Source organism: Levilactobacillus suantsaiihabitans (assembly GCF_004745505.1).
In the GTDB taxonomy this organism is placed as follows: domain Bacteria; phylum Bacillota; class Bacilli; order Lactobacillales; family Lactobacillaceae; genus Levilactobacillus; species Levilactobacillus suantsaiihabitans.
Genome location: NZ_RKLX01000010.1, coordinates 21094 through 35237, shown reverse-complemented (window position 1 = coordinate 35237; position 14144 = coordinate 21094). Strand labels below are relative to the sequence as shown.

The 14144-nt window shown below is 53.0% G+C and carries 13 protein-coding genes; 11 read left to right on the top strand and 2 right to left on the bottom strand.

What is annotated here, in order from left to right:
- Window positions 1–11 precede the first annotated feature (11 nt).
- The 3 genes from dtd (at window position 12) to EGT51_RS07160 (ending at window position 2362) form a co-directional block, all read left to right on the top strand.
- Window positions 12–458, top strand: a complete 447-nt coding sequence (gene dtd, locus EGT51_RS07170; RefSeq protein ID WP_135368048.1) for a D-aminoacyl-tRNA deacylase — start codon at window positions 12–14, stop codon at window positions 456–458.
- Window positions 459–664: 206 nt separating this feature from the next.
- Window positions 665–1309, top strand: coding sequence for an HAD-IA family hydrolase (locus tag EGT51_RS07165; protein WP_135368047.1), 645 nt, complete (start codon window positions 665–667; stop codon window positions 1307–1309).
- 312 nt (window positions 1310–1621) lie between these two features.
- On the top strand, window positions 1622–2362 hold the full coding sequence (locus EGT51_RS07160) for a glucose 1-dehydrogenase (RefSeq protein ID WP_135368046.1): 741 nt from the start codon (window positions 1622–1624) through the stop codon (window positions 2360–2362).
- Between the two features lie 79 nt (window positions 2363–2441).
- Here EGT51_RS07160 and EGT51_RS07155 read toward each other — a convergent pair whose 3' ends face one another.
- Together EGT51_RS07155 and EGT51_RS07150 are read right to left on the bottom strand one after the other, a co-directional pair.
- Window positions 2442–3284: a fructosamine kinase family protein gene (locus tag EGT51_RS07155; RefSeq protein WP_135368045.1), complete on the bottom strand. Its 843-nt coding sequence runs from the start codon at window positions 3282–3284 to the stop codon at window positions 2442–2444.
- A 24-nt stretch (window positions 3285–3308) separates the two neighbouring features.
- Window positions 3309–4160: an N-acetylmuramoyl-L-alanine amidase gene (locus tag EGT51_RS07150; RefSeq protein ID WP_135368044.1), complete on the bottom strand. Its 852-nt coding sequence runs from the start codon at window positions 4158–4160 to the stop codon at window positions 3309–3311.
- Window positions 4161–4570: 410 nt separating this feature from the next.
- On the opposite strand from EGT51_RS07150, the gene hisS reads away from it, so the two are divergent.
- From hisS to EGT51_RS07110, 8 genes are all read left to right on the top strand, one after another.
- Entirely contained in the window at window positions 4571–5866 is a 1296-nt protein-coding gene (hisS, locus tag EGT51_RS07145) for a histidine--tRNA ligase (protein ID WP_135368043.1), read from the top strand.
- A gap of 12 nt (window positions 5867–5878) precedes the next feature.
- A complete protein-coding gene (gene aspS, locus EGT51_RS07140) occupies window positions 5879–7681 on the top strand; it encodes an aspartate--tRNA ligase (RefSeq protein ID WP_135368042.1) in 1803 nt (600 codons plus the stop codon).
- Window positions 7682–7978: 297 nt separating this feature from the next.
- On the top strand, window positions 7979–8506 hold the full coding sequence (gene msrA, locus EGT51_RS07135) for a peptide-methionine (S)-S-oxide reductase MsrA (RefSeq protein ID WP_135368041.1): 528 nt from the start codon (window positions 7979–7981) through the stop codon (window positions 8504–8506).
- Between the two features lie 166 nt (window positions 8507–8672).
- The gene (locus tag EGT51_RS07130; protein WP_135368040.1) at window positions 8673–9548 is read left to right on the top strand and encodes a YitT family protein; all 876 of its coding nucleotides are present in this window, start codon (window positions 8673–8675) and stop codon (window positions 9546–9548) included.
- A gap of 389 nt (window positions 9549–9937) precedes the next feature.
- Entirely contained in the window at window positions 9938–11086 is a 1149-nt protein-coding gene (locus tag EGT51_RS07125) for a CDP-glycerol glycerophosphotransferase family protein (RefSeq protein ID WP_135368039.1), read from the top strand.
- Window positions 11087–11106: 20 nt separating this feature from the next.
- Complete coding sequence (locus tag EGT51_RS07120; RefSeq protein ID WP_135368038.1) at window positions 11107–11916, top strand: ABC transporter permease; 810 nt, start codon at window positions 11107–11109, stop codon at window positions 11914–11916.
- A gap of 20 nt (window positions 11917–11936) precedes the next feature.
- Window positions 11937–13157: a CDP-glycerol glycerophosphotransferase family protein gene (locus tag EGT51_RS07115; protein WP_135368037.1), complete on the top strand. Its 1221-nt coding sequence runs from the start codon at window positions 11937–11939 to the stop codon at window positions 13155–13157.
- Window positions 13154–14083 carry a deoxyribonuclease IV gene (locus tag EGT51_RS07110; RefSeq protein WP_135368036.1) on the top strand — a complete coding sequence of 310 codons (930 nt, stop codon included), beginning with the start codon at window positions 13154–13156 and terminating at the stop codon, window positions 14081–14083. The genes EGT51_RS07115 and EGT51_RS07110 overlap by 4 nt, the downstream gene beginning before the upstream one ends.
- Window positions 14084–14144: the final 61 nt, after the last annotated feature.

The following is a 14144-nucleotide window of genomic DNA, read 5'->3' as shown; positions in this document are numbered from 1 at the left end:
CGGGAACAACCATGCGAGTTTTGTTACAACGAGTTAGACAGTCAAGCGTATTAGTCGATGGTGCTGTGAAGGGCGCCATTGCCCAAGGCTACCTGTTGCTGGTGGGTGCCGAGGATAGCGATACCAGCGAACAGGTCGACTACTTGGTACACAAGATCACCAAGTTGCGGGTCTTTGAAGACGAAGCGGGCAAGATGAACCAAAGCATCGAAGACGTCGATGGCAGTATCTTATCCGTTTCACAGTTTACGCTGTACGCCAACACTAAGAAGGGCAACCGGCCCAGCTTTGTGGCGGCCGGTGATCCGGCACACGCCGAAAAGATTTACAACGAATTTAATGAAAAATTGGCCGCAACGGGCCGGCACGTGGAGACGGGCGTCTTTGGCGCCGACATGCGCGTGGCCTTGATCAACGCCGGTCCCGTGACGATTTGGTTCGACACGGACGACAAATAAGGCACACGAAAACGAGAGTGGGTCAAAAGGCGATTAGCCAGCGAGCCTGAAGGCCGATAACCGCATAATCCTGATTTTGGATGGTTTGGTTATCAGGTTTAAGCGGAACCGGTTGCTTTTTGGCCCACGTTTCGGCTAGGTAAAGGTGACGCGTGAACGAGCCTGGGAGGTTTTGTCTCAGGCTCGTTTTTTTAAGGAGGACACCCATGCGATATCAACAGTTATTTTGGGATTTTGACGGTACGCTGGTCAACACCTATCCGGGGATGGTCACGGCGTTTGGCGAGGCCTTGGAAGCGTGCGGCGTCAATAACTTTGAACTGGATGAAGAAGAAATTTATAAAGCCATGCGCCAACACAGTCTGGGCAGTGCGCTCCAACGCTTTACGGCGGAGTATCGCTTGAACCGCGACCGTTTGGCCAAGGTTTACCAAAAACAAGCGGCCCCACGGCTAAAGGATGCGGCGGCCTTTCCGGGCGTGGCAGACTTACTGGCGGCGGTCGTTGCGGCCGGTGGGCGGAACTTCTTGTTGACGCACCGGGACCATCACGCCATGGACCGGTTGTCGCAGCTGAACCTGGCGCAGTATTTCACGGGAGCGGTCACGGCCGATGACGACTTTCCGCGCAAGCCCGATCCCACCAGTTTACAAGCCTTGATGCACCGCTATGACGTGGACCGGCAGACGGGTCTGATGATTGGCGACCGGAACCTAGACGTGCAGGCGGGACACCGCGCGGGGATGGCTGGGGCCTTGTTTGACCCCGAGCACCTGATCGTGGATGAAAGCCAGCCGGAGATTCGCGTGATTCGCTTTGCGGAGTTGCAGGCGTGGCTGTTTGCGGAATAGAGATTGAATAGATGTTAGCTGACCCCAATCTGGATTTGCTAATAACCTGTTTTTAGAGGCAAGCGGAAATTTATTGACTTTGTGAAGAGAAACGGATACTCGATTTGGTGAGTAGCCGTTTTTTTATTTTTAGCAAGGGACAATTTTGAAAAGCTGCTGGTGATAGGTGGTTGACAGTTAATTCATAGCCCGTTATTATGAGGGCAAATAGTGATTGTGAACTAATTAACAATAGTAATTTACTTAGCTACACTTCAAATTTCACAATCTATTTTATGTTGTAGAAGTGGCTTTTGGAAGGAGCGAGTTACAATGACAAACCGTTTGGCAAATAAAGTTGCAATTGTAACGGGTGGTGCAGCCGGAATTGGTTTGGCAACAGTGAAAGATTTTCTTGATGAAGGTGCACAAGTTATTTTCACGGATATCGATGCTGAGAAGGGACAACAGGTTCAAAGGGATTTAGCGGACAAAGCGATTTTTGTTCAGCAAGATGTTTCGCAAGAAGATGATTGGCTTAAGCTCATTGCGCGGGTACAAAAGGATTTTGGGACGCTGGATATCTTGGTTAATAATGCAGGTGTCATGCCGTCAGTTAAACCAATCACGGAAATTACAACTGCTGAATTTCAAAAACGTTTGGATGTTAATTTAACTGGCACCTTCTTTGGTACAAAATATGGAATGAACATAATGAAGGACCATGGCGGCGGTTCGATTGTGAATATCTCCTCACTGGGGGGCTTGCGTGGTATTGCGACTGCCGCAGATTACTGCGCTACAAAGGGGGGCGTACGTCTGATGTCTAAAGCAGCGGCGTTGGATGCTGCTGATAATCACTTTAATGTGCGTGTTAATACCGTTCATCCAGGGTACATCAAGACCGCAATGACACCGGAAGCTGGTAGAGAAATGATGGCAACAGCGACACCGATTGGACGGATGGGGTCACCTAAAGAAATAGCTGATACCATTTTGTTCTTGGCTTCCGACGAGGCTTCATTTATCACTGGGACAGAATTAGCTGTTGATGGTGGACTAACTGCTAGATAAAAATTATAGAAAAAAGCCGTGCGACCAATATCCATTGGAATATTAGTTGCATGGCTTTATCATTTTTATCATAATGCAATTACCCCCGGCTCAGCACCTCATCCACCGCACCGCCATAGGTCTCCCCGAATAAATTCAGGTGGGCCAGCAGGTAGTACAGCTGGTAGTGAGCCAAGCGGTCCGTATAGCCCGGATCAAACGGGTAGGCGTCTTGATAACCGCGGTAGAAGTCGGCCGTGAAGCCACCAAAGATGGTGGTCATGGCGATGTCAAATTCGCGGTCGCCGTACAAGACGTCGGGGTCGATCAGCGTCGGTGTCCCGTCGGCGGTGAACAGGTAGTTGCCGGACCACAAGTCACCGTGAAGCAGGGACGGCACGATTTTTCGGCCGGTGTTTTCGGTCACGATGTGTTGGCGGACCCGGTCGTAGGCGGCCTGACGATTGGCGTTCCACAGGTGGTGTTCCTGGGCGCGTTTGACCAGCGGATCCAGGCGCTGGTTCAAGTAGAAGGTGGTCCAGTCGTCTTGCCAGGTGTTGTGCTTGGGCAGCTTGCCGACCAGGTTATCCTGGTCAAAGCCAAACTGGGGTGCGGTGATGCGGTGGACCCGAGCAACGGCCTGGCCCAGTTCATACTGACTGCCATGGCCCGTTTCCAGAAATTCCAAGACCAGGTAGGCATCCCCGTCAATATTGCCGGTTGCCAGCACGTCGGGAACGTTAACGGCCTGACCCAACGCCTTGAGGCCGGCTACCTCGTGACTGTAGAAGCTAGCGGGGGTGTGCGGTTGAACCAACAAGAAGGCGGGCCCCTCGGCCGTGGTCAGACGGTAGGCCAAATTAATGTCCCCACCAGAGACGGGGGTGGCAGCAGTCACTTGTGGTAAGGGTAACTGCGCCAACCAATCTGCTGAAAGTGTCATGTGAAGATCTTCTTTCTTAAAAGCTTAGTTTGCACTGTTGAAATACTTGCTTAACCCAGCGACAACGCGGGTCGCCACCTGCTTTTGGTAAGTGGTGCTGCGGATGTAGCTGAAGTCTTTTTTGGTATTGATGTAACCCATCTCCAACAACAGGGCGGGACGGTTGTTATCGCGGATGACCTCGAAGTTGCCGTACTTCACGCCCCGATTGGTCAACCCCAGGTCGTTCATCTGGCCGTTGACGTCTTCAGCCAGTTCGTAAGAGGTGTCGCGATGGTAATAGTAAGTCGTGGTGCCGGACCCCAAGTTGTCGGTGGGCGACGAGTCGAAATGAAAACTAATAAAGGCGCTGGCCTGATTGGTGTTGGCTAGAGCCGGGCGGTCGGCGAGACTCACGGTCTTGTCGCTATCGCGGGTCATGATCACGTGCGCGCCCCGTGCCCGCAGGCGTTTGGCGACCTGTTGGGCCATTGTCAGTGTGTAGGTCTTTTCGTCGTGCTTTTGGTCGATGGACAACGCCCCGGAATCACTGCCGCCGTGGCCGGGATCCAAGACGATGGTGGCCTCTGACAGGTTCGTTGCCCGTTTCAAATTACCCGGGTGCTTGACCAGCCAACTGGCCACCCAGCCAAAATGGTTCTGGCTGTCACGAACGTGGTACCAGTTATCTTTTTCACCTAAAATGGTTAAACGACTGTTCTTTTTGACCTTGTGGGTGACGGTGTACGTCAACCCGGGGCCGTTGCGTAGGTTGAGGTTACTGACGGTGGCGGTGACGGCGTTGTGCTGGGTGAAGGTGTATAGTAACCCGCCAGCGATTAAGAGGATGATCAGGCCCGTCACCAGGCCAGGCCAATTGCGTGGTTTGAAATGCATGGGTGTGCTCCTTTAGTAAATTAGCTTTTATTATACCACGGGTAAATTAAGCTGGGCTAAATCCCAGCCCCGGTTCGAGGGGAGCGCGTGAAAATCGGGCGGAGTGCAACAATTACCTGGTAGCCAGCCTTGACTTTTCAGTCGATTTTCAGTATTCTTAGGAAGAATAAAATAGATTGCCAATGAGAGAGAATAGTAAGAGTCAACCCGTTTACAGAGAAGTCGCGTTGCTGGAAGCGACTAACGAGGTCACTTGGAAGACACTCTTGAGGCTAATGGCGCTCGTCGTCATTCGTTTGCAACGTTATCCTGCAGAGAATTTTAAAAAGGTGGTACCGTGCATACCTGCGCCCTTGTCAATTGACAGGGGCGTTTTTTATTTTCTACAGAAGTCGGAAGGGAGAATGCTCATGCGTTATCAACGACCAAAGGGTACGGCGGATATTTTACCAGGCGATTCACAGACTTGGCAGTTCGTCGAAGCCACCGCGCGCCAGTTGTTTGCTAATTACCGCTTCGAAGAGATTCGGACACCCATGTTTGAAAACTTTGAAGTCTTTTCACGCACGTCCGGGGATACCTCAGATATCGTGACCAAGGAAATGTATGATTTTAAGGATAAGGGGGATCGCCACTTATCCTTGCGGCCAGAAGGAACGGCCGGTGTGGTGCGGGCCTTTGTGGAAAACAAGCTTTATGGTCCAGAGACCCAAAAGCCGTACAAGGTCTACTACATGGGCCCGATGTTCCGCTACGAACGGCCGCAATCCGGTCGGCAACGGCAATTCCATCAGATCGGGGTGGAAGCCTTCGGTAGTGACGCGCCCGAGTTGGACGTTGAAGTCATTGCCTTGGGGATGAACCTGCTAGGAAAACTCGGCTTGACGCATTTACGGCTGGCCTTAAACACCTTGGGCGACAAGGAGACTCGGGACAATTACCGCCAAGCGCTGATCGACTTCTTGGAACCCCACTTTGATGAACTGAGTGACGATTCCAAGGTCCGGTTGCACAAGAACCCACTGCGGGTCTTGGACAGTAAGGACAAGCACGACCAAGAGATCGTGGCCGATGCGCCATCCATCCTGGACTTCTTGACGCCGGCTGCTACGGCGCACTTTGACCGGGTCAAGGCCAGTTTAGACGCCCTGGGCATTGCTTACGACGTCGATGCCACCATGGTCCGGGGGCTGGATTACTACAACCACACCATCTTTGAAATCATGGCCGATTCACCTGCCTTAGGTGAAGGGTACACGACCGTCTTAGCCGGTGGCCGGTACAACGGCTTGGTTGAAGAACTGGGCGGCCCCGACATGCCTGGCGTTGGCTTTGGCCTGGGTGTCGAACGCCTGGTCTTACTGATGCAAGCGGAAAAGGTGGCCATCCCTAACGACCACCCGTTAGACGTTTACGTCGTGGGTATCGGGGATGACACCTCGCTAGAGACATTGAAGTTGGTTCAAGCCATTCGCCAAGCGGGCTTGACGGCCGACCGGGATTACCTGAGCCGCAAACCGAAGGCCCAATTCAAGACGGCTAACCGCTTAAATGCGGCCTACACCTTGACGATTGGCGACCAAGAGCTGGCCAACCAAACGGCCAACCTGAAGTCCATGGCCACGGGTGAAGAGGTCAGCGTGCCCCTAGCGGACATTTACCAAGATTTTCAAAATGTTGTCGCAACACAGTTTACGGCAAAATAAGAGGAGAAAGATATGGAAAAGAATTTAAAACGAACCACGTATGCGGGTTTAGTTGACGAGCAATATCTTGACCAAACCGTTGTCTTAAAGGGTTGGGTGCAAAAGCGCCGGGACCTGGGAAGCTTGATCTTCATCGACTTGCGGGACCGCGAAGGCATCGTTCAGTTGGTCTTCAGTGAAGAATACGGCCAAGATGCCTTAGCCGTTGCCGACCAATTGCGTAGTGAATACGTCATTGAGGTCCAAGGACAAGTCGTTGCCCGGGCACCGAAGGAAGTCAATCCCGACATGCGCACCGGGAAGGTCGAAGTCCGCGTTAGTGGCATCAACCTGTTGAACAAGGCCAAGGAATTGCCATTTGAAATCAAAGACAACGTCAACGCTTCTGACGACCTGCGGCTACAATACCGTTACTTGGACTTACGGCGCCCTGAAATGCAAAAAGCCTTGATGCTGCGGAACCGGATCGTCCAATCCGTTCACAGCTACTTCGACAAAAATGGCTTTATCGACATTGAAACGCCAGATCTGACCAAGTCCACGCCAGAAGGGGCCCGTGATTACCTGGTACCTTCTCGGATCTACCCAGGTCACTTCTACGCCTTACCACAATCCCCGCAATTATTTAAGCAATTGTTGATGGGCTCTGGGTTCGATCGTTACTACCAAATCGCCCGTTGCTTCCGGGATGAAGATTTGCGGGGCGACCGCCAACCGGAATTTACCCAGATCGACTTGGAAACGTCCTTCTTAACGGCCGAAGAAATTCAGGACCTGACGGAAGGCCTGATTGCCAAGGTCATGAAGGATACGTTGAACGTTGACGTCAAGCTGCCATTCGAACGGATGGACTGGGACGACTCCATGGCCCGCTTTGGGACCGACCAACCCGACGTGCGTTTCGGCATGGAATTAAAGGACCTGTCGACCATCATGGCCAACACCGACTTCAAGGTCTTCTCTGGGGCCGTTGCTAACGGCGGCCAAGTCAAAGCCATTGCCGTTCCTGGTGGGGCTGACTTGTACAGCCGCAAAGACATCGACAAGTACGGCCAATACGTTGAACGCTTCGGTGCCAAGGGCTTGGCCTGGATGAAGGTCACCGACGACGGCTTTAGCGGGCCAATCGCCAAGTTCTTCAAGGACGGCGACTGGTTCGACCAGATCACGACCGCAACCGGCGCTAAGAGTGGTGACTTATTGCTGTTCGCCGCTGACTCCAAGCGTGTCGTGGCCCAAACGTTGGGTTACTTACGGGTCGCCATCGCCAAGGAACAAGACATGATCGACGAAAACAAGTGGGCGTTCTTATGGATCGTCAACTGGCCACTGTTCGATTACGATGTTGACTTGAAGCGTTGGGTCCCAGCCCACCACCCATTCACGATGCCAGCCGAAGGGGATGCCCATTACTTGAACGACGGCGAAGACCCACACAAGGCCTACGCCCAAAGCTATGACATCATCTTGAACGGTCTGGAATTAGGTGGCGGTTCTATCCGGATCCACACTCGCGAGTTACAAATGAAGATGCTCAAGGCCTTAGGCTTCACGCCAGAACGGGCCGAAAAGCAATTTGGCTTCTTACTGAAAGCCTTGGATTACGGGTTCCCGCCTCATGGTGGTCTGGCCATCGGGTTGGATCGGTTTGCCCGCTTATTAGCTAAGCGCGACAACATCCGTGACGTCATTGCCTTCCCGAAGAACTCGAAGGCCACGGAACCGATGACCGAAGCCCCAACTACGGTTGCGGACAAGCAATTGTTGGACTTGGACTTACTGGTGGCTAAGAAAGACGACGATTCAGAAGACTAGCGTCGTTGCTTAAAATGCGTTTATATGAAGGGGCCTGGGACAAAACCTCCCAGGCTCCTTTCGTTTTACCTTCACATAGCTGAAACGTTCGCCAAAAGGCAGCCGATGCCGCTTAAACCTGATAACCAAACAATCCAAGACCAGGATTATTCGGTTATCAGCCTTAATGCTCACCGGCTAATCGCCTTTTGGCCCACTCTCCTTTTTTAGCCCAGCTTCACGGATTTTCCAGCAAAATGGTTGACCTGACCGGCAAAAAGTCGTGTAATAGAAATATTAGAAATTGGAGTGATTATGATGAGTGAAACAGAAACGGCAACATTTGCTGGCGGCTGCTTTTGGTGCATGGTCCAGCCGTTTGAGACGTTCCCCGGCATCAAGAAGGTGCTCTCCGGGTATACCGGTGGGACGGTGGCCAATCCCACCTATGAACAAGTCAAGAGCCAAACGACCGGGCACACGGAGGCTGTGAAGATCTGGTTTGATCCGCAAGTGGTCAGTTACCAGCAATTGGTCGAACTGTATTGGCAACAGACGGACCCCACGGACGCTGGTGGTCAATTCCAGGACCGGGGCAGTAATTACCGGCCAGTTATCTTCGTCAACAGCGAAGCCCAAGCGAAGATTGCGCGGGCTTCTCGCCAAGCCTTACAGGACCGCGAACAATTTACGAAACCGATCGTGACCAAGATTGAGGTGGCCCAGCCGTTTTATCCGGCCGAAGAGCGCCATCAACAGTTTTATCGCAAGAATCCGGCACGGATGGCCCAACAGGAAGCGGGCGGCCGCGAAGCCTTTATCCAGCAACACTGGACGCAAAAGTAGTGTTGCGTGAAGATTGTTACGGAAGTGAACTGTCAATTTGGCATAAAAAGATTAGAAACCGCTAAAACCTGGCGTTTGGCGTGGCCGAAACCGTAATTAAATGCTATACTAAGCCGAGCATAGTGTGAAGTATGACAAACGAATAAGCGAGGTCGGTATTTAAATCATGGATGATGTGCAGCAGTTGTTAAAACGGCATACCTATACGGCGAAGTTCTCCGTGGCGTTTTTCTACGGGGTTCTGGTGTCGATTGCGGTGAATTTTTTCTGGACGCCGGGACATATTTATTCTTCCGGGGTCACCGGGTTAGCGCAGTTGGTCAACAGTTTGACGGCCGGTCTGGGAACCTTTCACATCACGACGGCGCTTGGGCTGTTTCTGATCAACATCCCCATGTTCGTTCTGGCTTGGAAACAAATTGGGAAGTCATTTACGGTCTTTACGTTTATTTGCGTGCTGTTCGCCTCGATCATGATTCGGGTGATCCAACCCGTGCACCTGACCAGCGACCCGATCATCTGTGCGATCTTCGGGGGCGCGGTCAACGGGTTCGGGACCGGATTTGCTTTGAAAAACGGTATCTCGACCGGGGGCTTGGATATTATCGGCATCGTGTTGCGGCGGAAGACGGGCCGGAGCATGGGGACAATCAATATTGCCTTCAACAGTCTGATCGTCCTCAGCGCTGGGTTTGTGTACGGCTGGCCCTATGCCCTGTACTCCGCGTTGGGGTTGTTCGTTAACGCCAAGGTCATTGACATGACGTTTACCCGGCAACAGCGGATGCAGGTCATGGTCATCACGGATCGGCCGAAGACGGTGATCGACAGTATTCAAAACCACATGCGCCGCGGGATCACCATTGTCCACGGGGCAGAAGGGGCGTACCGCCACGACGAGAAGACCATCTTGTTTACGGTGATTACCCGTTACGAAATGGATGCGCTGGAAACGGCGATGGAAGAGGCGGATCCGAAGGCTTTCGTCAGCATTTCGGATACGGTCAAGGTCTTGGGTCATTTCTATGAACCTAAGTGGTAAGCCAAAGAGTGGGCCAACAGGCGATTAGCCGGCGAGCATTAAGGCTGCTAACCGAATAATCCTAGGTTGGGATTGTTGGGTTAAGTTTTAAGCGAAACCGGCTGCCTGTTGGCGCACGTTTCAGCTACGTAAACGTCACGCGAACGAGCCTGGGAGGTTTTGTCCCAGGCTTTTTGACGCCATCAGTCGCCAAGGGGTTCATAAAGAACCAACGAAACCCGTCACCATTTTGTGACCAGTTGGGCAGGGAACTTAACAAATTCTTAGAACTTAGCGATAGTTTGGCCCCAAACTGTTAAAGGTTGCGAAAAACTGCTAGGTTCCCCCAAGAGATGTGGTATAATTCTCGGTGTTATGGGCAGCGAAATTTAGTGATATTGGTGATTAACATGAAAGAGATTTATTTGTGGTTAGTACGACTGATGTCGCTACTGTGGGCGGGGCGCCGCCAAAAGGACGTGATTTACCTCTTAAGTTTTGCTGATAATCTGCCATTTATCCAGGCACTAGCGGCCAAGTTACCCGCTGGTCACCGGTTGGTGGTGTTTTATCGGCCCAAGTGTCAAGCCGCTGCGGCGAACTTAGCCGCGGCGGGCATTACTGTGCGGCCATTTGAGGATAACCTGGCCTTCGTTTTAACGGGGATCCCGCAGATCATGCGGGCCCGGCTCTTGTTTTGTGACAACTACTACGCTTTTTTGGGGGGACTTTACCACCCGCGGCGCATGCGCATCGTCCAATTGTGGCATGCGGCCGGTGCCATTAAGCGGTTTGGCTGGGATGACCCCACCACGGCGCAGCGTTCGGCGAGTGATCAACGACGGTTTCAAGCCGTTTACGACCAGTTCGACGAGTACGTCGTGGGTGCCCCGGCCATGGGACAGGTCTTTGCGACCAGTTACCGGGTACCGTTGTCACGGATGCAGGTCCTGGGTTATCCGCGGTCGGATCGTCTGCAAGATGCCAGTTGGGTGAACGCTACTCAGCAGCGGATTTGGCAACAAGTGCCAGCCTTAAAGGGGCACCGCGTCATCTTGTATGCACCGACCTATCGCGATGGGGTGACCTTCACGCCACCGGCGGGCTTGGCAGCGGCGTTACGCCAAGATCCTACGGCGCGCGTGGTGGTCAAACTCCATCCGGCCTTGGCGACTACGGCTGATGAGCTTCAGCGGCAATTAGGGCCGCAGGGGGTCGCTGCGCCGGAGTTGAGCACCACGGAATTATTGACGGTCGCTGAAACCTTGGTCACGGATTATTCCTCGGTGGCCTTTGATTACAGCCTGTTGCCCAATGCGCACAGCTTATTGTTTTACCTCTTTGATTTACCAGCCTACCGACAGGATCCGGGCGTTCAAGCCGACTTGTTGGACTGGTTGCCAGGTCCGGTCATGACGACCAACGACCAACTGGCTGCGGCTATTCAAGCAGATGCCGTAACCGAACTTACGCAATTCAATCAACATTGGAATCGCGCCAACGACGGCCACGCGACTGAACGCGTGGTGGCCCGTTACGTTGCGCAATTATCCGATTAAACTTAAAGGAGTGCAGTGCCTTGAAAGAGGTCATGACCTTATTTAAAGAACAGTTCTCAAGTGTCGGGATCATCTTCCGGATCTCCCGTTATGAGGACCAAGCAAGTTATCAGAGTCACTACTTAGGGTTGGCGTGGGAGTATTTATACCCCTTGATTCAAATTGCCATCTACTGGTTAGTCTTCGGTGTCGGGTTAAAACACGGCCAACCGTTAAACGGTGTGGGCTACCTGCCCTGGATGGTGATTGGGATCACGCCATGGTTTTTCATGAACCGGGCCACGTTGGATGCCTCGAAGAGTATTTATCAACGGGTCAACATGGTGGCCAAGATGAAGTTCCCGGTTTCTGCGTTGCCAACGATCAAGATCGTCAGTAATCTGAGTTCCTTTTGGACAATGATGGTCTTCTCGATTTTCATCGGCTTACTGAACGGGGTCTACCCGAAGGTGTCGTGGTTCCAGTGGATCTACTACTTCTTTGCTATGATTTGCCTGTTAGTCGCCTTGGGGATCTTGAATTCCTGCATCAGTTTATTGGTGCGTGACTACCACATCCTGTTACAATCCGTGATGCGGATGTTGTTCTACGTGTCTGGCGTGCTGTTTAACTTCGTCACCACGTCTTTCCCAGCCCCATTCGTTCACTTGTTGGAACTCAACCCGTACTATTACGTGGTCAATGGCTTCCGGGAATCCTTTATCGGGAGCGGCTGGTTCTGGCAACACCCGTTACTCACGTTAGAATTCTGGTTATTTGTCATCTTTGTTCTGTTGATCGGGTCACACTTGCACTACAAGTTCCGGTCACGGTTCGTTGATTTAATTTAAGTTGAAAGGAGCACGCTAAAATGACGCGATCACACAGTCTCATCCAGTCATTGAAGCTCGTTGCTCGCTATGGGCTCATCGTGTTGAACGATGGGCTTATTTGTTTACCCATTAAGCGGCGACAAGTCATGTTTGAAAGTTTTAACGGGAAGGACGTCAACGACAACCCGGCGGCCATTTACCGTGAATTGATTCGAGAAGATCCGGCCTATCAAAAGACGGCCTACTTTAGCGTGAAGCCGCGCGAATACGCCGCTCTCAAGGCCAAATACCCCGAGATTCAGTTGGTCAAACGCTTCACGCCACGCTGGGTCTATCTGATGGCCCGCGCGGAATTTTGGGTCTTAAATTCGCGCCTGCCGAATTGGTGGAAAGCCAACCGAAAGACGACCACGATTCAGACCTGGCACGGCACGCCGCTGAAAAAATTGGGCGCCGACATCACCCACGTGGCGATTCCGGGCACCAGCACGGCCGACTATCATCAGCAGTTCAAGACGGCTGCCAGTCGGTGGACGTATTTAATTGCGCCAAACCGGTATTCGCGCGACATTTTTAAATCGGCCTTCGGGTTTAAAAATCAATTCCTGTCGATCGGCTATCCACGAAACGATGTGCTCTACACGACCGATGCGGCGGAACAACGGGCCCTGCGGCAGCGTTTATTGGGGCCAGTGAGTGGGCCGGTCGTGACCTATGCGCCGACCTGGCGTGACGACATGGCCGTGCGTCCCGGCGTCTATCGCTTCGATTTACCGTTTGACCTGGCGACGTTTTTTGACCACGTGCCGGCGGGGACCCACCTGATTATTCGGCCACACTACCTGGTCAAGGACGCCATTGATATTCGCGGCTTTGAGGACCGGGTGACGGTTTTGGCGGAAACGGACATCGCTCAGCTGTATTTGGTTTCCGATCTCTTGATCACGGATTACTCGTCAGTGATGTTTGATTTCGCCAATTTAAAGCGGCCGGAGCTGTTCTTTGCCTATGATTTGGCCCACTACCGCGACCAGCTACGGGGCTTTTACTTTGACTACGAACGCGAGATCCCGGGGCCGCTGGTCACCACGGCGACGGCCTTTTACCAGCAACTCGATCATTGGCGGCGCGATGGTGAGTTTGTCGGGTACCAGGAGCGACAAGCGGCCTTTTATCACAAATTTTGTGACTGGGAGGACGGCACCGCCAGTCAACGGGTGGTCCAGGTGGTACGACACGGAAAGGATGAGACAAAATGACGGAATTTCTGATTGGGTCCCACGTCAGCATGAAGGGCAAGGAAATGTTACTGGGGTCCGCGAAAGAGGCGGCCAGTTACGATGAAAATGTCTTTATGATCTACACGGGGGCACCGCAAAACACGCGTCGCAAGCCAATTGACGAGCTAAATATCGCTGCGGGCCAAGCCTACATGGCCGACCACGATCAACGGGCCGTGGTGGTCCACGCGCCGTACGTGGTCAACCTGGGGAACACGACCAAGCCGCAGAACTACGCCTTTGCGGTCGAATTCTTGACGGCCGAGGTCAAACGCGCCGCGGCGTTAGGGGCGACGCAGATCGTCTTGCATCCGGGTGCACACGTGGGGGTCGGACCGGCTGCCGCCATTGCGCAAATCGCGCAGGGTTTGGACGAGATCCTAGCCGCGGCCGACGAACCCGTACAGATTGCCTTAGAGACCATGGCTGGTAAGGGAACGGAGATTGGTCGCAATTTTGAGGAGTTGGCCGCCATCATGGCCGCCACGGCCCACAACGACCGGCTATCAGTCTGCTTTGATACCTGTCACACCAGCGATGCCGGCTATGACATTGCGACGGATTTCGACGGTGTGTTGGCCGAATTCGATCACGTAATCGGCTTAGACAAGCTTAAGGTTGTTCACCTCAACGATTCCAAGAATCCGCAGGGCAGCCACAAGGACCGTCACACCAATATTGGCTACGGGACGCTGGGCTTTGACGTCTTGAACGCTGTGGCTCACCACCCACAATTGGCGACGGTCCCCAAGATTATGGAAACGCCGCTGATCGGGCCAGATCGCAAGCATGGGGTCAACCCCCACGGTTATGAGGTGGCTATGCTCAAGCACCAACAGTTCAATCCAGACCTAGAAGCCGATGCGTTGGCGGGCAAGCAGTTCACGGCATTTCTGACGCGTTAGGTAAAACAAGCAGTGGCAATGCAGTGAAGCCTGTAGTGGCGGTGCCTTGACCATCCCGATT

Coding starts and splice junctions, on each gene's coding strand:
- dtd (WP_135368048.1), top strand. CDS start 12: ATGCGAGTTTTGTTACAACGAGTTAGACAGTCAAGCGTATTAGTCGAT.
- EGT51_RS07165 (WP_135368047.1), top strand. CDS start 665: ATGCGATATCAACAGTTATTTTGGGATTTTGACGGTACGCTGGTCAAC.
- EGT51_RS07160 (WP_135368046.1), top strand. CDS start 1,622: ATGACAAACCGTTTGGCAAATAAAGTTGCAATTGTAACGGGTGGTGCA.
- EGT51_RS07155 (WP_135368045.1), bottom strand. CDS start 3,284: ATGACACTTTCAGCAGATTGGTTGGCGCAGTTACCCTTACCACAAGTG.
- EGT51_RS07150 (WP_135368044.1), bottom strand. CDS start 4,160: ATGCATTTCAAACCACGCAATTGGCCTGGCCTGGTGACGGGCCTGATC.
- hisS (WP_135368043.1), top strand. CDS start 4,571: ATGCGTTATCAACGACCAAAGGGTACGGCGGATATTTTACCAGGCGAT.
- aspS (WP_135368042.1), top strand. CDS start 5,879: ATGGAAAAGAATTTAAAACGAACCACGTATGCGGGTTTAGTTGACGAG.
- msrA (WP_135368041.1), top strand. CDS start 7,979: ATGAGTGAAACAGAAACGGCAACATTTGCTGGCGGCTGCTTTTGGTGC.
- EGT51_RS07130 (WP_135368040.1), top strand. CDS start 8,673: ATGGATGATGTGCAGCAGTTGTTAAAACGGCATACCTATACGGCGAAG.
- EGT51_RS07125 (WP_135368039.1), top strand. CDS start 9,938: ATGAAAGAGATTTATTTGTGGTTAGTACGACTGATGTCGCTACTGTGG.
- EGT51_RS07115 (WP_135368037.1), top strand. CDS start 11,937: ATGACGCGATCACACAGTCTCATCCAGTCATTGAAGCTCGTTGCTCGC.
- EGT51_RS07110 (WP_135368036.1), top strand. CDS start 13,154: ATGACGGAATTTCTGATTGGGTCCCACGTCAGCATGAAGGGCAAGGAA.